Genomic DNA, 23,518 nt, shown 5'->3' on the forward strand with positions numbered 1-23,518 from the left:
CTCCTCAATGCCTTGCGGCCTGTCCTAAGACAGACCGCCGGACGTTACCAGGACTGGGTTGCTTTGAAGGAATCGAGGATGCTTTTCAGCTTGCCTTCGATTTCGTCGTTATAGCCACCGGACTGGTTGATCTCTTGCATCAACGGAGCGTGATCACGGTCAACGTAAGCCAGCAGAGCGGCTTCGAAGCTACCGATTTTCGCCAGTTCAACATCTTCAAGATAACCACGTTCTGCCGCGAACAGCACCAGGCCCTGTTGTGCAACAGACATAGGGGCATACTGTTTCTGTTTCAGCAGCTCGGTCACTTTCTGACCATGGCTCAGCTGCTTACGGGTTGCTTCATCCAGATCGGATGCGAACTGAGAGAACGCAGCCAGTTCACGATACTGTGCCAGTGCGGTACGAATACCACCGGACAGTTTCTTGATGATCTTGGTCTGAGCAGCACCACCCACACGGGATACGGAGATACCCGGGTTAACCGCAGGACGAATACCGGAGTTAAACAGGTTGGTTTCCAGGAAGATCTGACCATCGGTAATCGAAATTACGTTGGTTGGAACGAACGCAGAAACGTCACCCGCCTGGGTTTCGATAATCGGCAGGGCAGTCAGGGAGCCGGTTTTACCTTTAACTTCACCTTTGGTGAAGTTCTCTACGTATTCCGCGTTTACGCGGGATGCGCGCTCCAGCAGACGGGAGTGGAGATAAAACACGTCGCCCGGGAAGGCTTCACGTCCTGGTGGACGACGAAGCAGCAGGGAAACCTGACGATAAGCAACAGCCTGTTTAGACAGGTCATCGTATACGATCAGCGCATCTTCACCGCGGTCACGGAAGTATTCGCCCATTGCGCAACCTGCATACGGTGCCAGGTACTGCAGTGCAGCGGATTCAGACGCTGTTGCTACCACAACGATGGTGTTAGACAGTGCGCCGTGCTCTTCCAGTTTACGAACCACGTTAGAAATGGTGGACGCTTTCTGGCCGATAGCCACGTACACGCATTTGATACCGGAGTCGCGCTGGTTGATGATCGCATCAATCGCCATTGCGGTTTTACCGGTCTGACGGTCACCGATGATCAGTTCACGCTGGCCACGTCCAATTGGAATCATGGCATCGACGGACTTATAACCCGTCTGAACAGGCTGATCGACCGACTGACGATCGATAACGCCCGGTGCAATAACTTCGATTGGCGAGAAGCCATCGTTATCAACTGGACCTTTACCGTCGATTGGCGCACCCAGGGTGTTCACCACGCGACCCAGCAGGCCACGGCCAACTGGAACTTCAAGAATACGGCCAGTACATTTAACCTTCATGCCTTCGGCAAGGTCAGCATACGGACCCATCACTACTGCACCTACGGAGTCGCGCTCCAGGTTCAGTGCGATAGCGTAACGGTTACCCGGCAGGGAAATCATCTCACCCTGCATACAATCGGCAAGGCCGTGGATGCGGATAACACCGTCACTTACAGAAACAATAGTACCTTCGTTGTGAGCTTCACTCACAACACTGAACTGAGCAATGCGCTGCTTGATCAGTTCGCTGATTTCGGTGGAATTCAGTTGCATGCTCCAGTCCCCTTAAGACTGCAAGACGTCTGCAAGGCGTTCAAGACGGCCGCGTACGCTGCCATCAATGACCATATCACCCGCTCGGATGATTACGCCTGCCATTACAGACTTATCGATTTTGCAATTCAGCTTAACTTTGCGTGACAGACGTTTTTCCATCGCGGCGCTGATTTTCGCAAGCTGTTCTTCACTCAGTTCATTTGCCGACGTCACTTCGACTTCGACAGTGGCTTCACTGAGGGCACGTAAGTGCTCGAACTGCTCCAGAACATCAGGGAGCACGCGCAGACGACCATTCTCGGCCATGACCTTAATCAGGTTCTGGCCGTTGGCATCCAGCTGCTCGCCACACACGGCGATAAACGAGGCAGCCAGCGTTTCAGGTGCCAGTGCACCTGAAAGCAATTCTGCCATTTGCTCGTTTTTCGTTACCTCAGCGGCAAACGCCAGCATATCCTGCCAGCGGTCGACATTTTGGTGTTCGACAGCAAAGTCAAAAGCTGCTTTGGCGTAGGGGCGAGCTACCGTAACAAATTCAGACATCAGCCCCTCCCTCCTTACAGTTCAGCGACAAGTTTGTCCACGATGTCGCTATTAGCAGCTTCATCCACGGAACGTTCGATGATCTTCTCGGCGCCAGCAACAGCCAGGATCGCAACCTGCTTACGCAGTTCTTCACGAGCACGTTTACGCTCAGCATCAATTTCAGCCTGAGCCTGTGTCACGATCTTAGTGCGTTCCTGTTCTGCTTCCGCTTTGGCTTCGTCCAGGATCTGAGAACGGCGTTTGTTAGCCTGTTCAATGATGACCTGAGCTTCCGCCTTGGCTTTTTTCAGCTGGTCTGTCGCGTTGGCCTGTGCAAGGTCCAAATCTTTCTTAGCGCGCTCTGCAGAAGCCAGACCGTCAGCAATTTCTTTCTGACGTTTTTCGATGGCTGCCATTAATGGCGGCCATACATACTTCATGCAGAACCAGACAAAGAGAATAAACGCGATGGCCTGGCCGAGGATTGTTGCGTTCATGTTCACAGCACAATACCTCTTTAATTTCTGTGGCTTAGGTTTGTAAGACTACTACTACGCGACAGCAAACATCACGTACAGACCCAGACCTACAGCGATCATTGGGATTGCATCCACCAGACCCATAACGATAAAGAACTGAGTACGCAGCAGAGGAATCAGATCCGGTTGACGCGCAGCGCCTTCCAGGAATTTGCCCCCGAGGATGCCGATACCGATCGCAGCACCGATAGCCGCCAGACCCATCATCACAGCGGCAGCCATGTACAGCAGATCCATATTCAGGTTTTCCATGACAGTCTCCAGTTTGTTTCAATAAAAACGTAGTAGTGTTGGTAAAAAATCAGTGCTCTTCAGACGCCATCGACAGATAGACGATCGTCAGAACCATGAAGATAAAGGCTTGCAGCGTAATGATCAGGATGTGGAAAATGGCCCATGGCACATTCAGAACCCACTGTGACCACCACGGCAGAAGACCCGCGATCAGAATGAAAATCAGCTCACCCGCATACATGTTACCGAACAGTCGCAGACCAAGAGAAACTGGTTTGGACAGCAGGCTAACGCCTTCCAGAATCAGGTTGACCGGAATGAACGCCCAGTGATTGAACGGCTGCAAGGTAAGCTCTTTCAGGAAGCCGCTTACGCCTTTCATTTTGATGCTGTAGAAAAGAATGAGGATGAATACGCCCAGCGCCATAGACAGGGTGATGTTCACGTCCGCAGACGGTACCACACGCAGTGCAGGCAGACCAAACACATGCTCGCCGATGTACGGCAGCAGGTCGATAGGCAGAAGGTCCATCAGGTTCATCAGGAAGACCCAGACGAAGACAGTCAACGCCAGGGGAGCAATCAGCTTGCTCTTGCCGTGATACATGTCTTTGACGCTGCCATGAACAAAGCCGATGACTAATTCGATTGCCGTCTGGAATTTCCCTGGAACACCGCTGGTCGCTTTTTTAGCAACGCTGCGGAACATGGCCAGGAACAACAGACCCAACACCACCGAGAAGAACATGGAGTCAATGTTGAGTGTCCAGAAGGTGGCCGGGGCGTTATGCGGATCCACCAGCGAGAATGTACGCAGATCAATCTGAAGGTTCGTCAGATGGTGACCTATGTAATCCTGCGGCGTCATATTTTCTGAAGCCATGATGCCTTTTACCCTTTGTTGTTGATTACAGCTGGTGCCAGAACTTGTACCACCAGCACCAAAACCCACGTCGCGATCAGCGGCAAAAATACCACTTTGAAAACGGCCAGCGCCATCACCAGTAACCCGAAGGTGAACAACACCTTACACACTTCGCCCAGAGCGAAGGACCAGGCCACGCGGCCTTTGGCAGGTGTATGTGCCTGATGACACCAGGCAAAAATCATAAATAACATGTTTGGCAAAACTACCGCCAAACCTCCACACGCAGCGGAGATGCCCCAGAAGGGGTCTTTGAGGCAGAACAGCAGTCCACTTGCTATCACGGCCAGAAACTGAATGAACAGAAGTTTGCGAGCAACGTTCTTGTTCAAGAGCGACACTGACATCACGTTTAACTCCTGCTCCCTTCGAGGTATGCCGCGTGTCGTATAAAACGTTCTTTAAGGCTCAGAGTCAAGCATCAAAAAGCGGTCAAATTATACGGTGCGCCCTCGTGAATTCAAACAATAAGTAGCGAAAAGGTGAATAAATGTTTAAATATTTTTCGCCGTCGCTATTTTTCAACTTTTCATCAATGATCGCGCAGCGGTGCAAAACTGCAAATTGCGCGGAAACGCTGATGATAAAGCGTGCACGAGATCACAAAATACACATTTACGATAAGGACATATTTATCAAATCAATAATTCACTGAATTTCATCTTTCTGATATTAAAGGCAAATGACAGTAACTATTTGCAAAACAGCCCTATATACAAGAAAAACCTTTCATTGACATTTTTAATAAATATTTAACATTAATTTATCATTACTCAATTCTACTTTTAGCAGACTGATATTTTCAATGTTGACTATCTAACGCGTCATTTCGTACGGCCAGGTTAAACCAGCGATAACCCCTGGTAAATAAGAGGTTAAAAGCCCTTAGTCTGCACTTCGCTTTCCCTCGCGTTTTTTAACACGCTAAGAACCGCACAAATTCCACATTTTTTATTAATTTTTAAAATTAAGCGTGTGTAATGATCACCAGATGACGTTCGCCTTCCAGCTGGGGGACGCGCAATTTGGTGATATTTTCGACACTGAAGCCGTCAGGCAGTTGGGCGATTTCGTCTTCAGGCACCAGACCTTTCAGGGCATAAAAGCGACCGTTCTGACCCGGTAAGTGTTTGCACCAGCTCACCATATCGTTCAGCGAGGCGAAAGCACGGCTGATCACGCCATCAAACGGTGGCTCAGAAGGAAAGTCCTCTACCCTGCTCTGTACGGGCTCGATATTCTCAAGCTTCAGTTCATGCTGGACCTGGCGCAGAAAGCGGACACGCTTGCCCAGGCTGTCCAGCAGCGTGAAATGACTCTCAGGGCGCACAATCGACAGCGGAATACCCGGCAAACCAGGGCCTGTCCCGACATCGATAAAACGTTCGCCCTGCAGATGGGGCGCCACCACGATACTGTCGAGAATATGACGCACCAGCATCTCGTTGGGATCGCGTACGGAGGTGAGATTGTACGCCTTGTTCCATTTATTCAGCATATCGACATACGCCACCAGCTGATTTTTCTGGTGATCGGTGAGCGAAATACCTGCCTGTTCCAGCAGACGAGAGAGTTTGTTGAGCACGGTGAATACCTGTTGAGATACTGAGCGGCGGGTGGCGCAACGCTAACCCGCCTTACGAAGTTCGGTCGCCCGGTGCGCTTATTAGCAAACCGGGCGATGTTTAACGTCTTATGCGCTGCGGCGCAGCATACCTTGTTTTTTCAACCAGACCAGCAGGATTGAAATCGCTGCTGGCGTCACGCCTGAGATACGCGATGCCTGACCAATAGAGGCCGGTTTATGATCGTTAAGTTTAGCGATCACTTCGTTAGACAAACCTGACACCTGACGGTAATCCAGGGTCGCAGGCAGGATCGTGTTCTCGTTACGCTGCTGTTTGTCGATCTCATCTTGCTGGCGCGCAATGTAACCTTCGTATTTCACCTGAATTTCGACCTGCTCTGCCGCTTCGGCATCTTCCAGACCCGGCGTAAACGGCGTCATCTGGACCAGCTGCTCATAGGTCATTTCAGGACGGCGCAGCAGATCTTCACCACTGGCTTCACGTGAGAGCGGCGCAGTTAAGTGAGCGTTCACTTCTGCAGCAGACTCGGCCAATGGATTGACCCAGGTGGATTTCAGACGCTGACGTTCCGTTTCGATACGTTCCAGCTTCTCGTTGAAACGCGCCCAGCGTTCGTCATCGACCAGACCTAATTCACGGCCTTTTTCGGTCAGACGTAAGTCCGCGTTATCTTCACGCAGCATCAGACGGTATTCCGCACGAGAGGTAAACATGCGGTACGGTTCTTTGGTGCCCATTGTGCTGAGGTCGTCCACCAGCACGCCGAGATAGGCCTGATCGCGTCGTGGCGCCCAGCCTTCTTTATCCGCAGAGAGCCGCGCAGCGTTCAGACCGGCCAACAGCCCCTGGGCGGCAGCTTCTTCATAGCCCGTGGTGCCGTTGATTTGACCCGCGAAGAACAGACCCTCGATAAACTTGCTTTCCAGGGTTGGTTTTAAATCACGTGGGTCGAAGAAATCGTACTCGATAGCATAGCCAGGGCGAACGATTTTGGCATTTTCCATGCCCTGCATGGAGCGAACAATTTGAATCTGCACGTCGAACGGCAGGCTGGTGGAGATCCCGTTCGGATAAATTTCGTTAGACGTGAGTCCTTCCGGCTCCAGGAAGATCTGGTGCTGGTTTCGATCGGCAAAGCGCATCACCTTGTCTTCGATCGATGGGCAATAACGCGGGCCGATCCCTTCGATCACCCCGGCATACATCGGGCTGCGATCGAGGTTGCTGCGGATCACGTCATGCGTTTTCTCGTTGGTATGCGTGATATAGCACGGCACCTGCTGAGGGTGCTGGGACGCATTGCCCATGAACGAGAAGACCGGCATGGGGTTATCACCATGCTGCTGTGCCAGTACGCTGAAATCGATAGTTCGTGCGTCGATACGCGGAGGCGTACCGGTTTTCAGTCGGTTTACGCGCAGCGGCAATTCACGCAGACGTCGTGCGAGCGGGATAGACGGCGGATCGCCAGCACGGCCGCCGCTGTAATTATCCAGTCCGATGTGAATTTTTCCGTCAAGGAAGGTTCCGACGGTCAGCACAACGGCTTTTGCACGGAACTTGAGCCCCATTTGGGTCACCGCGCCCACCACACGATCGTTCTCGACGATCAGATCTTCAACCGCCTGCTGGAAGATCATCAGGTTCGGCTGGTTTTCCAGCGCAGTACGCACCGCCTGCCGATAGAGCACGCGATCCGCCTGAGCACGGGTGGCCCGCACGGCGGGGCCTTTGCTCGCGTTTAGTATCCTAAACTGAATGCCTGCTTGATCGACGGCTTTCGCCATCAGGCCGCCAAGTGCATCCACTTCTTTTACCAGGTGTCCTTTCCCAATGCCGCCAATCGCCGGATTGCAGGACATTTGTCCCAGCGTGTCGATATTGTGTGTCAAAAGCAGGGTCTGCTGACCCATACGCGCTGCGGCCATTGCGGCCTCAGTGCCTGCATGACCCCCGCCAATGATGATGACGTCAAAAGGATCCTGATAAAACATGGTGGTCTGCCTCGCGTAAAGCGGTATGAAAATGGATTGAAGTCCGGGCCGTGGATTCTACTCAACTTTAGTCTTTCGAGAAAGCATTGGGATCTTGGACTATTAAAAAGAAGATCTATGTATTTAGAGATCTGTTTTATTATGATCTCTTATTAGGATCGACCGATCGTGTGGATAAGCCCGATCTCTCAATAAAGATCATGACCTTAGAAAGGATCGTTTGCTGTGAATGATCGGTGATCCTGAGCCGTATAAGCTGGGATCAAAACAGCTCTTTATCCACAGCCTAAAAACTGAGCAAGGGTTGTTATTGGGATAACTACTGCTTAATCCAAGGTTTTAACCAGAGTTATCCACATCTGATCGCACGATCTTTAAGCGTTTTTGAGTAAATTTTTCCATTCACCCAGCCATTCTTCTGCTGGATCCTCCGGAATATCGTGATCGAGGACGTTGATCTTGAGCGTTTCACCGATCTGTTTGGCCCCACACGACGTTAACGCCGCCTCTACTTTCTCTATTGCACCGCAAAAGGTGTCGTATTCGCGGCTGCCAATACCGATTGCGCCGAAACGCACGGCGGAAAGCTCAGGCTGCTGTTCCTGCAGTTCATCATAGAGCGGCTGAAGGTTGTCCGGGATATCACCTGCGCCATGCGTTGAGGTGATCAGTAGCCAGATCCCTTCTTTATTAAGGTCGTCCAGCAGTGGTCCGTGCAGCGTTTCAGTGGAGAAACCCGCGTCTTCCAGCTTTTCGGCCAGATGTTCCGCAACGTATTCCGCTCCGCCAAGAGTACTGCCACTGATGAGAGTAATGTCCGCCATTGATCGCTCGCTCATATAAAGAGGGGATCATTGTACGCTGTGAGCGAGCTGGGATCTACCTGTGGAAAATGTGGGAATGAAATTGCCCGATCACGGGCGGATGGTACGCATAATCGGGTTTTGCAGGGAGATCAGCGTCTCGGTGGACTGAATTTCATCAATTGTTTGGATCTTGTTGATAAGTACCTGTTGCAGGGCATCGATGGATCGGCACATGACCTTAATAAAGATGCTGTAATGCCCGGTGGTGTAATAGGCTTCCGTCACTTCATCCAGCGCGTTGAGTTTCGCCAGCGCCGAAGGGTAATCCTTTGCGCTTTTAAGAATAATGCCAATGAAGCAGCACACGTCGTAACCCAGATGCTTTGGACTTACGTCGATGCGCGCCCCGGTGATAATGCCCGCTTGCTTCATTTTCTCGACACGTACGTGAATTGTGCCCGGGCTGACGCCAAATTGTTTGGCTAGTTCGGCATAGGCGGTACGCGCATTTGCCATTAAGGCCTCAAGGATGCCGCGATCCAGATTATCGATCTGATAATTTTCCATCGTTTTTTCTTATGAAGATTAATGATTAAAACTATTCTAGCGTGTTTTTTTAACGAATCAAAAGTAAGAAGGCCTTTTTGTTGTTTGATTATTGTATTTGACGCCCTTTCTGTTGCTTAATCATTACCAACAGGACGCAGGAGTATAAAAATGAAAACCGCTTACATCGCAAAACAACGCCAGATCAGTTTCGTTAAATCCTATTTTTCACGTCAGCTTGAAGAGAAGCTCGGTCTTATCGAAGTCCAGGCTCCCATTCTTAGCCGCGTGGGCGACGGGACGCAGGACAACCTGTCTGGATGCGAAAAAGCGGTACAGGTCAAAGTGAAAACCTTGCCGGACGCCCAGTTCGAAGTCGTACATTCACTGGCAAAGTGGAAGCGACAGACGCTGGGACAACACGACTTCAGCGCGGGCGAAGGGCTCTACACGCACATGAAAGCCCTTCGTCCCGATGAAGATCGTCTCACTGCCATTCACTCTGTCTACGTTGACCAGTGGGACTGGGAACGCGTAATGGGTGACGGTGAGCGCCATATGGGGACGCTGAAAACGACCGTAGAAGCACTCTACGCCGGGATCAAAGCGACCGAAAAGGCCGTGAGCGAAGCGTATGGACTAGCACCGTTCCTGCCAGAGACGATCCACTTTGTTCACAGCCAGGATCTGCTGAGCCGTTTCCCTGATCTTGACGCCAAAGGCCGTGAGCGAGCGATCGCTAAAGAGCTGGGCGCGGTGTTTCTGATGGGGATTGGCGGTGCGTTGTCTGACGGGAAACGTCACGATGTTCGCGCACCTGATTACGACGACTGGAGCTCAGAGAGCGAGGGGAACTATGCCGGGCTGAACGGCGATATTCTGGTATGGAACCCGATTCTGGAAGATGCTTTTGAGCTTTCGTCTATGGGGATCCGCGTTGATGCTGCAGCGTTAAAACGTCAACTGGCGGTGACGGGGGATGAAGATCGCCTGAAGCTGGAGTGGCATCAGGCGTTACTGCGCGGCGAAATGCCTCAGACCATTGGCGGCGGTATTGGCCAGTCGCGCCTGACCATGCTTCTGCTGCAACTGTCTCATATTGGACAGGTTCAGTGCGGCGTATGGCCGCAGCAGGTCCGTGCGAGCGTCGACGCGCTGCTTTAATTAGCGTTTCCACCGCCTGATCAAACGACTACGCAGCCCGGTATCAAAGCGCCAGATATGATCGAAGATGCGCATGATCCCGGGTTTTCCATGTGCAGACATTGCCACCGCATGAAAACGATGCTGATGAACGCGTTGTAATGTTTTCACGTTATTGACCACATCATCGGGAAGACGCTGGGCAATAAAATCGGAAATCACCACCGCATCGGCATCATGCCACTCACCGCCCTGCATTCGCTCAATGATGGCGCGAAAGCAGCGGGCCAGGTCGGTACCGCCCCGAAAGCGCTGGCTTAAAAAACGGATTGCCTGCTCTATGCCCTCTTGCCCCGTCAGTTCATAGGCCACGACCTCACTGGAAAAAAGCATAATGTAACAGCGGCGGCGATCCGCGAGCGCAACGCGCATCAGGGCCAGGCAAAAGGCTTTGGCGCACTGTTCATTGAAGCCACCCATTGAGCCGGAAGTATCCACACAGACAATAAACGGCCCGCGCGGTTGCTCATCAAAATCCTGATGAATCACCGGACGCTGGCTTATCTTCTCCCGCCAGGACTCTCCGTGCAGCCTGTAGGTCAAAAGCTGTTTCTCCACCAGCCGACGATAAAACTCATATTCCAGTTCAGTAATGCCAAGCGTCGCCAGTTCTGTGGGCAATAAACGCAGAATATCGTCACTTTGCTGAAGCCCATCTACCTGTTCCGGCACGGTGGCCGGTTCGCGTACCAGCGTGCGAAATGTTTCCATCGGCGCATCTTTTTTGGGCACCGATTTCGCTTCGCGCGAGCGGCCCAGCTGTTCGGCCAGTTGCATCAGCTCCGGCTGCAGGGTCAGAAACTCACCGTATTTCACAATCAGCTGATAATCACCGCGCCTGAGCTTCCCGGCGCTCATATCCCACAAACGTCCCGCAGCATTCTCGTTTTCGACCAGCACCTCTTCAAGCTGACCGCTTAGCGTCATCCGTTCCTGAACTTCACTGAGCAATTGCTCGCGCTCTTCTTCCAGAAGCTGTTGATTAAGCGACGTCGTCTGTACCACCAGACTTAATCGCCATCGCTGTAAAAAGAGGGTGTGCAGCGCGGGAGTAAACGTGGCGTTCTCGGCTGAGAGCGTGCGCGCCTGGCTTGCATAAGGGGAGTGCACCTTATCGAGCAGCGTCAGGATTTGCGGCAGCTGGGTGTTAAACTGTGGGGTAGAGAGCCGCTGGCTTTCCTGATAACAGGTGACCTCTTCGGTTAACTCTGGCGGGACTTCCGTCTCTCTGAGTCGTCTTCGCAGGCTGTCGCGCCAGCGCGGGAGATCGTCGGTAACCGCTTTTTTGATCCGCGGGAATTTCTCAAAGAAGGCAGCCAGTTGAGGTGTAGCGAGAAGCGTAATCATCACTTCTTCAATCAGCCCCTCTTCACTCACGGCCAGCATCATATTGAGGGTATCCAGCGTTAGCATTGACGGGCCTGTTTGATCTGCGCGCTCACGTCCTGCAGGCTGGCTTCGATACGACCTAACCAGTCGCTATGGATAAAGAGACATTTCTGCTGCTCGCTGAACCGCGTGTGCTGTTGATGCCATTCGGTATCCAGCGCGTCCAGCTGCTGCTTGATCTCCTCCGGTACGCTGTCCGTGGCATTACCCGGTAGCGCAAGACGTGAACCCTGCAGGCTTACGTCGCGGATAACCAGATGCATACTGGTGTCTACTTCCAAATTCAATATCTGAGCAAAACCGATGCCGTTAAGCTTGCCCCGGATTTCGCCGCTTTTATCCAGCCATTGCGCCAGGGCGTCTCGTTCGACGGTAATATGCACGACCTGCATATCATGCAGCTTAAGCGGTTGCTGGAGCAGTAATGTCAGAGAGGATTCGGTCACATCGGCAGGCAATTCATAGTGCGGCTTACGGGCAAACATCCCCCCTAAGCGACTCACTTTTAGCGCCGTTTTGTCGCTTTGTTGCTGCTGCAACTGGAGGCGTCTCTGGGTGATTGCGCCCAGTTTATTTAACATCGTCTGCTGACCCCAGGCGTGTCCGGTCATCAATATGTCAAGCTGTTGCTGCATAAGATTCATGCCTTCGGCGTCATGCCACAAACAATCCTTCAACAAAATAAGATCGATGGGGGCAACGGCTTCACGTCCGCTGAAAAACGCGCAGGCCTGCAACAGGCGTATGGCTTTTTTCCAGCGGCGGTCAGAGACGTACGGGGCGGACGGCAGCAAATCCAGCTGCTGGCGCAGCATATAGATCAGTTCAAAGACCGCATCAGGCAGGTTAATTTTGCCGATATCCTGCTGCCACTGCTGGTATTCGTCATCCGTGACCTGAAGCGCAGGAGGGACCGGGTTTTCATTTTCATCCTGCTGGCTTACCAGCAACGAGCGGAAATTCGATTTATCCTGCACTTTATCAAGCCACAGACGAATCAACATGCGATCGTACAGCGCTTCCAGGCTGCTGTCCGCTTCCGGAAGCTCATTCGACGCGGCCACCAGCAAACGCATGGGGATCTTCTCTTCACTGGCGCCGTTACGGAAACGCCGTTCGTTAATGGCCGTCAGCAGGGTGTTCAGAATGGCCGGGCCTGCTTTCCAGATTTCATCCAGAAAGACGATTTCGGCCTCAGGAAGATAGCCTGCCGTTAAACGCTGATAGCGCCCTTCATCTTTAAGCGCCTGGATAGACAGCGGGCCGAATACCTCCTCCGGCGTGGAGAAGCGGGTCATCAGGTATTCGAAGGCGCGGGCGTTCTGGAACGCGAATTTCAGCCTGCGGGCGATCAGACTTTTGGCAATACCCGGTGGGCCGAGTAAGAAAACGCTTTCGCCGCTCAGCGCGGCCAGCAAACACAAGCGAACGGCGTGGCTACGCTCGAAAAGGCCTTTTTCCAGCGCGCTGCTGAGGCGGGAAATTCTTTCTGCTAATAAGTGGGAGTGAGCCATAATAGTTTTGCATCCTTTCGCTGTCGATACAGCTAATTGAAGCGAGTATAGACGTTTCGGCATGGGCTGGTAATAGACTGAAGTGCGGCGTTATTTTCTTTGCGCTACATTAATGCGGTTGAATTTAGGGATACGATCTTGCGAATAATCGTGCATACTGTGCGCCTTTTTGTGGGCCAAGGGACTAAGCACACATTTGTTATATAACGAAAAGACTAGTCTATGAGCACTGATAATAAGCAATCATTAAGCGCAGTAACGCTTGCGGCTATTGGGGTTGTGTACGGTGATATCGGCACCAGCCCGCTTTATACGCTTCGCGAATGTCTGTCTGGCCAGTTTGGTTTTGGTGTTGAACGTGATGCCGTCTTTGGCTTCCTGTCTCTCATCTTCTGGCTGCTGATCCTGGTGGTTTCCTTAAAGTATCTCTCTTTCGTCATGCGGGCGGATAACGCCGGTGAAGGGGGGATCCTGACGCTTATGTCCCTGGCCGGGCGAAATACGTCGGCAAGAATGACGTCGGTCCTGGTCATTATTGGCCTGATTGGCGGCAGCTTCTTCTATGGTGAGGTCGTCATCACGCCCGCTATCTCGGTGCTTTCGGCAATCGAAGGGCTTGAGATTATCGCGCCGCAGCTTGAAACCTGGGTTGTCCCGCTGGCTATTATGGTTCTGACGCTACTGTTTGTGATTCAGAAGCACGGTACGGGGCTGGTGGGGAAACTGTTTGCGCCGATAATGCTGGTGTGGTTCCTGATCCTCGCGGCACTGGGTTTGCGCGGCATTATTGCCAACCCGGAAGTGCTGCAGGCACTGAATCCTTACTGGGCTGCGCATTTCTTCCTTGAATACAAAGTCGTCTCATTCGTCGCGCTGGGCGCGGTCGTGCTCTCCATCACCGGGGTTGAAGCGTTGTATGCGGATATGGGCCACTTTGGCAAACTGCCTATACGTTTAGCCTGGTTTAGCGTGGTGCTGCCGGCACTGGTGCTGAACTACTTTGGTCAGGGCGCGCTGTTGCTCGCTCATCCTGAAGCCATCAAAAACCCGTTCTTCCTGCTGGCACCGGACTGGGCGCTGGTGCCGATGCTGATCCTCGCCACTCTGGCGACCGTGATCGCGTCTCAGGCGGTGATTTCTGGCGTGTTCTCCCTGACGCGTCAGGCGGTACGTCTGGGGTATCTCTCTCCGATGCGTATCATTCATACCTCGGAAATGGAGTCCGGGCAGATCTACATACCATTCATTAACTGGCTGCTCTACGTGGCCGTGGTGATAGTGATTGTCAGCTTCGAACACTCCAGCAACCTGGCGGCGGCGTACGGTATCGCGGTCACCGGCACCATGGTGCTGACCTCCCTTCTTTCCACCACGGTGGCGTACCGAAACTGGCACTGGAATAAATTCCTTGTGGGGATGATTCTGGTTGGTTTCCTGTGTATCGATATTCCGCTGTTCTCGGCAAACCTCGACAAGATTGTCTCTGGCGGCTGGCTGCCGCTGACGCTGGGCCTGGTGATGTTCATTGTGATGACCACCTGGAAAAGCGAGCGATTCCGTCTGCTGCGCCGTATGCACGAGCACGGTAATTCTCTGGAGGCGATGATTGCCTCCCTGGAAAAATCCCCCCCGGTTCGTGTGCCAGGTACCGCTGTCTATATGTCGCGCGCGCTGAACGTGATTCCGTTTGCCCTGATGCATAACCTCAAGCACAACAAAGTGCTGCACGAACGCGTGATCCTGCTGACGCTTCGCACGGAAGACGCGCCTTATGTCCACAACGTGCGTCGTGTTCAGATCGAGCAGCTGTCGCCAACCTTCTGGCGCGTGGTGGCAAGCTACGGCTGGCGTGAAACGCCGAACGTGGAGGAGGTGTTCCACCGTTGCGGTCTGGAAGGGTTGAGCTGCCGTATGATGGAGACCTCGTTCTTTATGTCGCACGAGTCGCTGATTATCGGCAAGCGTCCCTGGTATTTACGCCTGCGCGGCAAGCTCTATCTTCTCCTGCAACGTAACGCGCTGCGTGCACCCGATCAGTTTGAGATCCCGCCTAACCGCGTCATTGAACTGGGTACGCAGGTCGAGATTTAAGGTTTTTGTAACCTGATGCCCTCTCCATTACCCTCTCCCGCGGGAGAGGGCGCAAACATAAAAAAACGGTAACCGCAGGGTTGCCGTTTTACATTTATCTCCTCTGCATTTCACTTAGCGAAACGTTTCGACGCCGATCACAAATCTGTTACGTCATGATGGTTTTCTGAACACCGTTAGGATTAAACTCATGTCAGCGAAACGTTTCGCTAGTGGAGCAAGAAAATGAAGAAAGGCACGGTACTCAACTCAGAAATCTCATCGGTTATTTCCCGTCTTGGGCATACCGATACGCTGGTGGTTTGCGATGCAGGCTTACCGGTTCCGCGCAGCACCACTCGTATCGATATGGCATTAACGCAGGGCGTTCCTTCGTTTATGCAGGTACTGAGCGTGGTCACCGCGGAGATGCAGGTTGAGACCGCCATTCTCGCCGCGGAAATCAAACAACATAATCCGCAACTCCATGAAACGTTGCTCAGCCACATAGAGCAACTGCAACAACACCAGGGAAACACCATAGAAATTCGTTACACAACGCACGAGCAATTCAAACAACAAACCGCAGACAGTCAGGCGGTGATTCGCAGCGGGGAGTGTTCCCCGTATGCGAATATCATTCTCTGTGCTGGCGTCACTTTCTGAGGCCGTCATGGACGCATTACTGCAACTTAAAGGGATCGATAAGTCGTTCCCGGGCGTAAAAGCCCTCTCCGGCGCGGCACTTAACGTCTATCCTGGCCGCGTCATGGCGCTGGTGGGTGAAAACGGTGCCGGCAAATCCACCATGATGAAGGTGCTGACCGGCATCTATCAACGCGATGCAGGTTCACTGCTGTGGCTGGGAAAAGAGACCACCTTTAACGGACCTAAATCCTCCCAGGAAGCGGGCATCGGTATCATTCACCAGGAACTGAACCTGATCCCGCAGCTCAGCATTGCGGAAAACATCTTCCTTGGCCGTGAATTCGTCGGCCGCTTTGGCAAGATCGACTGGAAAACGATGTACGCCGAAGCGGACAAGCTGCTGGCGAAGCTGAACCTGCGCTTTAAAAGCGACCGTCTGGTAGGCGATCTGTCCATTGGCGATCAGCAAATGGTCGAAATCGCCAAGGTGCTGAGCTTTGAGTCAAAAGTCATCGTCATGGACGAGCCGACAGATGCATTGACCGACACCGAAACCGACTCCTTATTCCGCGTTATTCGCGAACTCAAATCGCAAGGCCGCGGCATCGTCTACATCTCCCACCGTATGAAAGAGATCTTCGAAATTTGCGATGACGTGACGGTCTTCCGCGACGGGCAGTTTATTGCCGAACGCGAAGTGGCGACGCTCAGTGAAGACTCACTTATCGAAATGATGGTGGGACGTAAGCTTGAAGATCAGTATCCGCGCCTGGATAAAGCACCGGGTGGCTTGCGTCTGAAGGTGGATAATCTGTGCGGGCCGGGCGTGGATAACGTGTCGTTTACGCTGCGCCAGGGGGAAATCCTGGGGGTGGCGGGGCTCATGGGCGCGGGGCGTACCGAGCTGATGAAAGTGCTCTATGGCGCACTGCCTCGCAGCAGCGGTTATGTCACCCTCGACGGCCATGAGGTGGTGACTCGTTCTCCGCAGGATGGCCTGGCGAACGGTATCGTTTATATCTCTGAAGACCGTAAACGTGACGGCTTAGTGCTGGGCATGTCGGTAAAAGAGAATATGTCACTTACCGCGCTGCGCTACTTTAGCCACAACGTCGGCAGCCTGCGGCATAAAGATGAGCAGCAGGCGGTCAGCGATTTTATCCGTCTTTTCAATGTGAAAACACCGTCAATGGAGCAGGCAATCGGCCTGCTGTCCGGCGGTAATCAGCAAAAAGTGGCGATTGCCCGCGGCTTAATGACGCGTCCGAAAGTGCTGATCCTCGATGAACCTACCCGTGGGGTGGACGTCGGGGCGAAGAAAGAGATTTATCAGTTAATCAACCAGTTCAAGGCTGATGGCCTGAGCATCATTCTGGTCTCTTCCGAGATGCCAGAAGTCTTAGGCATGAGCGATCGTATTATTGTTATGCATGAAGGGCATCTCGGCGGTGAATTCACTCGCGAGCAGGCCACCCAGGAAGTTCTGATGGCTGCCGCTGTGGGCAAGCTTAATCGCGTGAATCAGGAGTAAGAAGATGACAACCCAGGCTGTTTCTGGTCGCCGGTATTTCACCAAAGCATGGCTGTTGGAACAAAAATCGCTGATTGCGCTGTTGGTGCTGATCGCGGTGGTGTCCACCATGAGTCCCAACTTTTTTACCGTTAATAACCTCTTCAACATACTTCAGCAGACCTCCGTGAACGCCATTATGGCGGTGGGGATGACGCTGGTGATTTTGACCTCGGGTATCGACTTGTCCGTTGGTTCCCTGCTGGCGCTTACCGGCGCGGTCGCGGCATCTATTGTCGGGATTGAGGTTAATGCGCTGGTGGCCGTTGCCGCCGCGCTGGCGTTGGGTGCCGCGATCGGTGCCGTGACCGGTATGATTGTGGCGAAAGGCCGGGTGCAGGCGTTTATCGCCACCCTGGTGATGATGCTTTTACTGCGCGGCGTGACGATGGTTTATACCAACGGCAGCCCGGTGAATACCGGCTTTACGGATAATGCCGATCTGTTTGGCTGGTTCGGTATTGGTCGCCCGCTGGGTATCCCAACGCCCGTATGGATTATGGGGATCGTCTTCCTGGCAGCCTGGTACATGTTGCACCATACGCGTCTTGGCCGTTATATCTATGCGTTGGGCGGTAATGAAGCGGCAACGCGTCTGTCCGGCATCAGCGTTAACAAAGTTAAAATCATTGTTTACTCCCTGTGCGGCTTACTGGCCTCGCTGGCAGGCATCATTGAAGTCGCACGTCTTTCATCGGCGCAGCCTACGGCAGGCACGGGCTACGAGCTTGATGCGATTGCAGCGGTGGTGCTGGGCGGGACGAGCCTTGCGGGGGGTAAAGGTCGCATTGTTGGGACCTTGATCGGCGCACTGATCCTTGGTTTCCTGAATAATGGCTTGAATTTATTAGGTGTTTCCTCCTATTACCAGATGATCGTTAAAGCGGTGGTGATTTTGCTGGCGGTACTGGTAGACAACAAAAAACAGTAACTGACGACACTACAGGACATCTTAGATATGAACATGAAAAAACTGGCTACCCTGGTTTCTGCGGTCGCGCTGAGCGCAACCGTGAGCGCTAACGCCATGGCGAAAGATACCATTGCGCTGGTCGTCTCAACGCTGAATAACCCATTCTTCGTTTCCCTGAAGGATGGCGCACAGAAAGAAGCCGACAAACTGGGCTACAACCTGGTGGTGCTGGATTCTCAGAACAACCCGGCGAAAGAGCTGGCGAACGTTCAGGACCTGACCGTTCGCGGGACCAAAATCCTGCTGATCAACCCAACCGATTCCGATGCGGTGGGTAACGCAGTGAAAATGGCAAACCAGGCGAAAATCCCCGTGATCACTCTGGACCGTCAGGCCTCTAAAGGCGAAGTGGTCAGCCACATCGCGTCTGATAACGTACTGGGCGGTAAAATCGCCGGTGACTACATCGCGAAGAAAGCCGGTGAAGGCGCAAAAGTGATCGAACTGCAGGGCATTGCCGGTACGTCAGCGGCCCGTGAACGTGGTGAAGGTTTCCAGCAGGCGGTTGCCGCGCACAAGTTTAACGTCCTGGCCAGCCAGCCTGCAGACTTCGACCGTACCAAGGGTCTGAACGTAATGCAGAACCTGCTGACCGCACACCCTGACGTGCAGGCGGTGTTTGCACAGAACGACGAAATGGCGCTGGGCGCGCTGCGCGCGCTGCAAACGGCAGGTAAATCTGATGTGATGGTTGTCGGATTTGACGGTACGCCAGATGGTGAAAAAGCGGTAAATGATGGCAAACTGGCTGCGACCATCGCCCAGTTACCAGAGCAGATTGGCGCTACCGGCGTACAGACTGCAGATAAAGTGCTGAAAGGCGAAAAAGTTCAGGCCAAATACCCTGTTGACCTGAAGCTGGTCATCAAGCAGTAACTGGCGATTCAGGTCGCCCGTGGCGGCCTGAGGGACACCCTATAAAAGAAAAGTGTGGCATACGCCACCGGGTAAAACCGGTGGCGCTCTCAGATGGACACCTCAACAATGAAAACCGCAGGCAATCTCGTCGTCCTTGGCAGCATCAATGCCGATCACATTCTTAACCTTGAATCGTTCCCGACACCGGGCGAAACGGTCACCGGTAATCACTATCAGGTGGCTTTTGGCGGTAAGGGGGCAAACCAGGCCGTCGCCGCCGGACGCAGCGGCGCCCACATCGCTTTCATTGCCTGCACGGGAGATGACGACACTGGCGAACGCGTCCGCAAACAGCTGGTCAGCGACAAGATTGATGTTGCGCCCGTGAGCGTGGTGGCAGGTGAATCCACCGGCGTGGCGTTGATTTTCGTCAATGCCGAAGGTGAGAATGTTATCGGTATTCATGCCGGTGCTAATGCTGCGCTGGATGTGGCGCGCGTTAACGCTCAGCGCGAACGTATTGCTCAGGCTGATGCTCTTCTGATGCAGCTTGAATCCCCGGTCGACAGCGTGCTGGCTGCGGCGAAAATTGCCCATGAAAATCATACCACTGTCGTACTTAATCCAGCCCCGGCACGTGTATTATCGGATGAGCTTCTGGCGCTGGTGGACATCATCACCCCGAACGAAACCGAAGCAGAAAAGCTGACGAATATTCGTGTTGAAAACGATGACGACGCTGCGCGTGCCGCCAGGGCCTTGCATGATAAGGGCATTGGTACCGTAATTATTACCCTGGGCAGCCGTGGCGTCTGGGCGAGCGTTAACGGTGAAGGCCGCCGGGTTCCTGGCTTCAGGGTCAAGGCGATTGATACCATTGCTGCCGGTGATACCTTTAATGGTGCGCTGGTGACAGCACTGCTTGAAGGTGAGCCTATGGATAAGGCGATCCGTTTTGCCCATGCAGCTGCGGCAATTGCCGTAACGCGAAAGGGCGCTCAGCCTTCCGTTCCATGGCGTAAAGAGATTGATGAATTCCTGAGTCAGCAGAGGTAGCGCTTGGCCACAATGAAAGATGTCGCCCGCATGGCGGGCGTTTCTACGTCGACCGTCTCACACGTCATTAATAACGATCGCTTTGTGAGCGAAGCGATTCGGGAGAAGGTCGACGCGGCAATCAAAGATCTTAACTATGCCCCTTCGGCGCTCGCCCGCAGCCTCAAGCTTAACCAGACGCGCACCATCGGCATGTTGATCACCGCCAGTACCAACCCCTTTTATTCTGAACTCGTTCGCGGCGTGGAACGCAGCTGCTTTGAACGTGGTTACAGCCTGGTACTGTGTAATACGGAAGGCGATGAACAGCGCATGAACCGTAACCTGGAGACGCTGATGCAAAAACGCGTCGACGGATTACTGCTGCTGTGCACCGAAACGCATCAGCCTTCGAAAGAGATTATTCAGCGCTACCCTTCTATACCCACGGTCATGATGGACTGGGCCCCCTTCGACGGTACCAGCGATTTGATTCAGGATAACTCTCTGCTGGGGGGCGACATGGCCACCCAGTATCTGATCGATAAAGGCTATACCCGCATCGCCTGTATTACGGGGCCGCTGGATAAAACGCCGGCCCGTTTGCGTCTCGAAGGCTATATTGACGCAATGGCGCGTGCCGGTCTGCCAGTACCCGAGGGATATCAAATTACCGGTGACTTCGAATTCAACGGTGGGTTTGAGGCGATGCAGAAACTCCTGAAGCAAGAATCGCGACCGCAGGCCGTATTCATTGGTAATGATGCGATGGCATTTGGTGCGTATCAGGCGTTATATCAGGCAGGATTGCGCGTCCCTCAGGATATGGCGGTGATTGGCTACGACGATATCGAACTGGCGCAATATATGACGCCCCCGCTGACAACGATTCATCAACCGAAAGATGAACTGGGAGAGCTGGCCATCGATGTCTTAATCCATCGTATGGCGCAACCCTCCCTGCAACAGCAGCGGCTGCAACTTACTCCTGTTCTGATGGAACGCGGTTCGGTTTCGGCTGGTGGCGCTCTTTAATCAGGTTTCGACCATCCTTAGGTTTTAACAGCATAAAGACCAGTGCGGAGACCACCGTAATCACCCCCATGGTGATAAAGGTGTAGTGAAACTGCTCCACCGTATTGGTTCCTTCGAAACCCTCATAGACGCGCAGCACCGCTGCGCTGACAGCAACCCCCAGACTAATGGACAACTGCTGCGTGACGGCCAGGACGCTATTCCCGCCGCTGGCGTTCTCGTCAGTCAGATCGGCAAGCGTGATGGTATTCATCGACGTGAACTGAATAGACATCGCCATTCCCAGAACAAACAGCGGCAGGATCAGCATCCAGACGGGCAGGGCCGATGACTGCAAGGAGAATTGCGCAATCATCGCCCCGATAAACACGGTGATGCCCACTAACGTCTTGCGATAGCCTAGCCTGCGCAATATGTTCGTTACCATCGATTTCGCCAGAATAGAGCCAACGGCGGTAGGAGCCATCATGATGCCAGCGATTAAGGCCGGGTAACCAAATCCCACCTGCAGCATTAATGGCATCAAAAACGGAACGCATCCGGTGCCTAAACGTGAGGCGATGTTCCCGCCAATCCCGACGGAGAACGTTCGGGTCTTAAACAGTAAAAGTGAAATGAGTGGCGTAGGGTGGCGACGCGCATGACGTATATAAAGAAGAAAGAGACAAATACTGGTTAAGATGATCGCCAGCGCAATCCATGTTGCGACAATCCGTTCACCGAACAGCTCCATCCCGATAGAGAATAACACCAGGCTTATGCCGAACAGGAAAAAGCCGCCCATATCAAAACTGCGTCTGGGGGTCGTGAAGTTCGGCATATATTTACGGGCGTAGCAAAGCCCGGCGACACCAATCGGAATGTTAATCAGGAAAATCCAGTGCCAGCTTGCCCATGTCACCAGTACACCACCCAGCACGGGCCCCAGGATAGGGCCCACCAGTCCGGGCATGGTCACAAAGTTAAGTACCGGGAGAAGCTCACTGCGAGGATAGGCGCGCAGCAGGGCAAGGCGGGCGACAGGCATCATCATCGCGCCGCCGACGCCCTGTAAGACGCGAAAGATAACCAGCTCGCTCAGGGACGTTGAAAGTGCGCAGGCCAGCGAGCCAAGCGTAAAGAGCAGAACGGCGAGCATAAATACCCGGCGTGTGCCAAAGCGATCGGCCAGCCAGCCACTAACGGGAATCAGCATGGCAACGGTCAGCGTATAACTAATGATGGCTGACTGCATCGCCAGCGGTGACCGGTTAAGACTTTCCGCAATTGCGGGTAGCGCGGTGTTTAAAATGGTGGCATCCAGTGCCTGCATAAAGAAAGCCATTGCCGCAATCCATGGCAATCCGGCCATACTGCGCGCTTTTTTTTCTGTCATTGTGGATCCTGTTACGGGTTTGGTGCAGCTAATAAAGCCTGGCAAGCATTCAACGCCCGCTGACCATCGCTGTCCTGTATGGCATCAACGATGGCCTGGTGTAAATCGAGCTTCACCACGTCGTTTTGCGTAATGGCGGTAAAGTAGGTGCGATACACCGAATGGAACAGCGAGGCAAAGGAGATCAGGAAAGGATTTCCACTCATATAATAGATGTGTTCGTGCCAGGCCATATCCACTTCAACCCAACGCTCCCGGTTAAAGTGTTTCTTCAGGTAGGTCATCTCTTCCATTAAGGTATTCATCCGGGCTTTCTGTTCTGCACTGCCGAGCGTTGCCGCGAGCAAACAGGCCCGGGGCTCAAGGCTGCTTCGCATCACGAGGAAGTGATCGATCACCTGATGGACGTTTTCTTCGGTCATCCACCAGGAAAGCAGCTCCTGATCGAGAAAGTTCCAGTTACCCTGAGGCATGACGCGTGTTCCGATGCGGGGGCGTGGCAGCACCATCCCTTTCGCAGTGAGCGTTTTAACGGCCTCCCGAACGGCGGTACGGCTTACGCCAAATTGCTCACCCAGTTCCATTTCGCCCGGGAGAATACTCCCCGGGGCATATTTGCCGGCCAGAATTCGCTGAGCTAACTTCTCAGCCAGTACATAAGAGAGGTTTTTTTGGGCTGCCAGCTGTTGTGCGCTTAAGGGCATCGCTCTTATTCCTTAATTATTCATGCTGGTAAGTATGCCATCTGCAGGGGGATTGTGGTTGCAAAGACGCCAAATAGAACAATTAGTAGCTTAATACGGACGCTTTTGGTGAAAAAAAACGCGGTCAGAAACTTTTTTTAAATTTACGCTTGTCACCGCCGAAGAACTCCCTATAATGCGCCTCCACTGACACGGAACAACGGAACACAAGCCGCCGGGTCAGCGGGGTTCAGCGATGAACGCCGGCAGAGAAAAGCGAAAACAAACGCTTGACTCTGAACGAGGAAAACGTATTATACGGGACCTCGCAACGGTGAGCGAAAGCCGCGTTGCACTGCTCTTTAACAATTTATCAGACAATCTGTGTGGGCACTCAAAGTGACATGGATTCTAACGT

Annotated in this window: 22 protein-coding genes; 8 read left to right on the plus strand and 14 right to left on the minus strand. The window is 53.1% G+C overall.

The features are described 5' to 3' along the window. Window positions 1–44: 44 nt before the first annotated feature. The 10 genes from atpA to asnC all read right to left on the minus strand — a co-directional run bounded on the left by atpA (window position 45) and on the right by asnC (window position 8,768). A complete protein-coding gene (gene atpA / locus LZP96_RS15905) occupies window positions 45–1,586 on the minus strand; it encodes a F0F1 ATP synthase subunit alpha (RefSeq protein ID WP_064324193.1) in 1,542 nt (513 codons plus the stop codon). A gap of 12 nt (window positions 1,587–1,598) precedes the next feature. After that, window positions 1,599–2,132: a F0F1 ATP synthase subunit delta gene (gene atpH, locus LZP96_RS15910; RefSeq protein ID WP_064324192.1), complete on the minus strand. Its 534-nt coding sequence runs from the start codon at window positions 2,130–2,132 to the stop codon at window positions 1,599–1,601. 14 nt (window positions 2,133–2,146) lie between these two features. Then, complete coding sequence (gene atpF / locus LZP96_RS15915) at window positions 2,147–2,617, minus strand: F0F1 ATP synthase subunit B (RefSeq protein ID WP_014072436.1); 471 nt, start codon at window positions 2,615–2,617, stop codon at window positions 2,147–2,149. Between the two features lie 48 nt (window positions 2,618–2,665). Continuing rightward, the gene (gene atpE / locus LZP96_RS15920; protein ID WP_000429386.1) at window positions 2,666–2,905 is read right to left on the minus strand and encodes a F0F1 ATP synthase subunit C; all 240 of its coding nucleotides are present in this window, start codon (window positions 2,903–2,905) and stop codon (window positions 2,666–2,668) included. 49 nt (window positions 2,906–2,954) lie between these two features. Further along, window positions 2,955–3,770, minus strand: a complete 816-nt coding sequence (gene atpB, locus LZP96_RS15925) for a F0F1 ATP synthase subunit A (RefSeq protein WP_064324191.1) — start codon at window positions 3,768–3,770, stop codon at window positions 2,955–2,957. 8 nt (window positions 3,771–3,778) lie between these two features. Further along, complete coding sequence (atpI, locus tag LZP96_RS15930) at window positions 3,779–4,159, minus strand: F0F1 ATP synthase subunit I (RefSeq protein ID WP_064324190.1); 381 nt, start codon at window positions 4,157–4,159, stop codon at window positions 3,779–3,781. Between the two features lie 620 nt (window positions 4,160–4,779). Beyond that, a complete protein-coding gene (gene rsmG / locus LZP96_RS15935; protein WP_064324189.1) occupies window positions 4,780–5,397 on the minus strand; it encodes a 16S rRNA (guanine(527)-N(7))-methyltransferase RsmG in 618 nt (205 codons plus the stop codon). Window positions 5,398–5,505: 108 nt separating this feature from the next. Then, complete coding sequence (gene mnmG, locus LZP96_RS15940; protein ID WP_064324188.1) at window positions 5,506–7,395, minus strand: tRNA uridine-5-carboxymethylaminomethyl(34) synthesis enzyme MnmG; 1,890 nt, start codon at window positions 7,393–7,395, stop codon at window positions 5,506–5,508. 374 nt (window positions 7,396–7,769) lie between these two features. Continuing rightward, on the minus strand, window positions 7,770–8,219 hold the full coding sequence (gene mioC / locus LZP96_RS15945; RefSeq protein ID WP_064324187.1) for an FMN-binding protein MioC: 450 nt from the start codon (window positions 8,217–8,219) through the stop codon (window positions 7,770–7,772). Window positions 8,220–8,309: 90 nt separating this feature from the next. Beyond that, complete coding sequence (asnC, locus tag LZP96_RS15950; RefSeq protein ID WP_023333916.1) at window positions 8,310–8,768, minus strand: transcriptional regulator AsnC; 459 nt, start codon at window positions 8,766–8,768, stop codon at window positions 8,310–8,312. A gap of 150 nt (window positions 8,769–8,918) precedes the next feature. Between asnC and asnA the strand changes: the two genes are divergently transcribed. Next, window positions 8,919–9,911, plus strand: a complete 993-nt coding sequence (gene asnA, locus LZP96_RS15955) for an aspartate--ammonia ligase (protein WP_064324186.1) — start codon at window positions 8,919–8,921, stop codon at window positions 9,909–9,911. On the opposite strand, the gene viaA is transcribed toward asnA, so the two are convergent. Together viaA and ravA are read right to left on the minus strand one after the other, a co-directional pair. Then, window positions 9,912–11,363 carry an ATPase RavA stimulator ViaA gene (gene viaA, locus LZP96_RS15960; RefSeq protein ID WP_064324185.1) on the minus strand — a complete coding sequence of 484 codons (1,452 nt, stop codon included), beginning with the start codon at window positions 11,361–11,363 and terminating at the stop codon, window positions 9,912–9,914. Beyond that, the gene (gene ravA / locus LZP96_RS15965) at window positions 11,357–12,853 is read right to left on the minus strand and encodes an ATPase RavA (RefSeq protein WP_064324184.1); all 1,497 of its coding nucleotides are present in this window, start codon (window positions 12,851–12,853) and stop codon (window positions 11,357–11,359) included. The genes viaA and ravA overlap by 7 nt, the downstream gene beginning before the upstream one ends. A gap of 222 nt (window positions 12,854–13,075) precedes the next feature. Here ravA and kup point away from each other — a divergent pair, with 222 nt between their 5' ends. The 7 genes from kup to rbsR all read left to right on the plus strand — a co-directional run bounded on the left by kup (window position 13,076) and on the right by rbsR (window position 21,042). Continuing rightward, a complete protein-coding gene (kup, locus tag LZP96_RS15970; RefSeq protein WP_064324183.1) occupies window positions 13,076–14,944 on the plus strand; it encodes a low affinity potassium transporter Kup in 1,869 nt (622 codons plus the stop codon). A gap of 225 nt (window positions 14,945–15,169) precedes the next feature. Then, window positions 15,170–15,589 carry a D-ribose pyranase gene (gene rbsD, locus LZP96_RS15975; RefSeq protein WP_064324182.1) on the plus strand — a complete coding sequence of 140 codons (420 nt, stop codon included), beginning with the start codon at window positions 15,170–15,172 and terminating at the stop codon, window positions 15,587–15,589. Window positions 15,590–15,596: 7 nt separating this feature from the next. After that, window positions 15,597–17,102 (plus strand): ribose ABC transporter ATP-binding protein RbsA, encoded by a 1,506-nt coding sequence (gene rbsA / locus LZP96_RS15980; protein WP_064324181.1) that lies wholly within the window; start codon window positions 15,597–15,599, stop codon window positions 17,100–17,102. A 4-nt stretch (window positions 17,103–17,106) separates the two neighbouring features. Continuing rightward, window positions 17,107–18,072 (plus strand): ribose ABC transporter permease, encoded by a 966-nt coding sequence (rbsC, locus tag LZP96_RS15985; protein WP_064324180.1) that lies wholly within the window; start codon window positions 17,107–17,109, stop codon window positions 18,070–18,072. A 27-nt stretch (window positions 18,073–18,099) separates the two neighbouring features. Next, the gene (rbsB, locus tag LZP96_RS15990) at window positions 18,100–18,990 is read left to right on the plus strand and encodes a ribose ABC transporter substrate-binding protein RbsB (RefSeq protein ID WP_064324179.1); all 891 of its coding nucleotides are present in this window, start codon (window positions 18,100–18,102) and stop codon (window positions 18,988–18,990) included. A 108-nt stretch (window positions 18,991–19,098) separates the two neighbouring features. Beyond that, entirely contained in the window at window positions 19,099–20,028 is a 930-nt protein-coding gene (gene rbsK, locus LZP96_RS15995) for a ribokinase (protein ID WP_064324178.1), read from the plus strand. 3 nt (window positions 20,029–20,031) lie between these two features. Next, a complete protein-coding gene (gene rbsR, locus LZP96_RS16000) occupies window positions 20,032–21,042 on the plus strand; it encodes a ribose operon transcriptional repressor RbsR (protein WP_087892531.1) in 1,011 nt (336 codons plus the stop codon). On the opposite strand, the gene mdtD is transcribed toward rbsR, so the two are convergent. Beyond that, on the minus strand, window positions 20,990–22,417 hold the full coding sequence (mdtD, locus tag LZP96_RS16005) for a multidrug transporter subunit MdtD (RefSeq protein ID WP_064324176.1): 1,428 nt from the start codon (window positions 22,415–22,417) through the stop codon (window positions 20,990–20,992). The genes rbsR and mdtD overlap by 53 nt on opposite strands. Before the next feature lie 11 nt (window positions 22,418–22,428). Continuing rightward, window positions 22,429–23,121 carry a FadR/GntR family transcriptional regulator gene (locus LZP96_RS16010; protein ID WP_064324175.1) on the minus strand — a complete coding sequence of 231 codons (693 nt, stop codon included), beginning with the start codon at window positions 23,119–23,121 and terminating at the stop codon, window positions 22,429–22,431. Window positions 23,122–23,518: the final 397 nt, after the last annotated feature.

Source organism: Huaxiibacter chinensis (assembly GCF_022171985.1).
In the GTDB taxonomy this organism is placed as follows: Bacteria; Pseudomonadota; Gammaproteobacteria; order Enterobacterales; family Enterobacteriaceae; genus Enterobacter; species Enterobacter chinensis_A.

Coding starts and splice junctions, on each gene's coding strand:
- atpA (WP_064324193.1), bottom strand. CDS start 1,586: ATGCAACTGAATTCCACCGAAATCAGCGAACTGATCAAGCAGCGCATT.
- atpH (WP_064324192.1), bottom strand. CDS start 2,132: ATGTCTGAATTTGTTACGGTAGCTCGCCCCTACGCCAAAGCAGCTTTT.
- atpE (WP_000429386.1), bottom strand. CDS start 2,905: ATGGAAAACCTGAATATGGATCTGCTGTACATGGCTGCCGCTGTGATG.
- atpB (WP_064324191.1), bottom strand. CDS start 3,770: ATGGCTTCAGAAAATATGACGCCGCAGGATTACATAGGTCACCATCTG.
- atpI (WP_064324190.1), bottom strand. CDS start 4,159: ATGTCAGTGTCGCTCTTGAACAAGAACGTTGCTCGCAAACTTCTGTTC.
- mnmG (WP_064324188.1), bottom strand. CDS start 7,395: ATGTTTTATCAGGATCCTTTTGACGTCATCATCATTGGCGGGGGTCAT.
- mioC (WP_064324187.1), bottom strand. CDS start 8,219: ATGGCGGACATTACTCTCATCAGTGGCAGTACTCTTGGCGGAGCGGAA.
- asnC (WP_023333916.1), bottom strand. CDS start 8,768: ATGGAAAATTATCAGATCGATAATCTGGATCGCGGCATCCTTGAGGCC.
- asnA (WP_064324186.1), top strand. CDS start 8,919: ATGAAAACCGCTTACATCGCAAAACAACGCCAGATCAGTTTCGTTAAA.
- viaA (WP_064324185.1), bottom strand. CDS start 11,363: ATGCTAACGCTGGATACCCTCAATATGATGCTGGCCGTGAGTGAAGAG.
- ravA (WP_064324184.1), bottom strand. CDS start 12,853: ATGGCTCACTCCCACTTATTAGCAGAAAGAATTTCCCGCCTCAGCAGC.
- kup (WP_064324183.1), top strand. CDS start 13,076: ATGAGCACTGATAATAAGCAATCATTAAGCGCAGTAACGCTTGCGGCT.
- rbsD (WP_064324182.1), top strand. CDS start 15,170: ATGAAGAAAGGCACGGTACTCAACTCAGAAATCTCATCGGTTATTTCC.
- rbsA (WP_064324181.1), top strand. CDS start 15,597: ATGGACGCATTACTGCAACTTAAAGGGATCGATAAGTCGTTCCCGGGC.
- rbsC (WP_064324180.1), top strand. CDS start 17,107: ATGACAACCCAGGCTGTTTCTGGTCGCCGGTATTTCACCAAAGCATGG.
- rbsB (WP_064324179.1), top strand. CDS start 18,100: ATGAACATGAAAAAACTGGCTACCCTGGTTTCTGCGGTCGCGCTGAGC.
- rbsK (WP_064324178.1), top strand. CDS start 19,099: ATGAAAACCGCAGGCAATCTCGTCGTCCTTGGCAGCATCAATGCCGAT.
- mdtD (WP_064324176.1), bottom strand. CDS start 22,417: ATGACAGAAAAAAAAGCGCGCAGTATGGCCGGATTGCCATGGATTGCG.
- LZP96_RS16010 (WP_064324175.1), bottom strand. CDS start 23,121: ATGCCCTTAAGCGCACAACAGCTGGCAGCCCAAAAAAACCTCTCTTAT.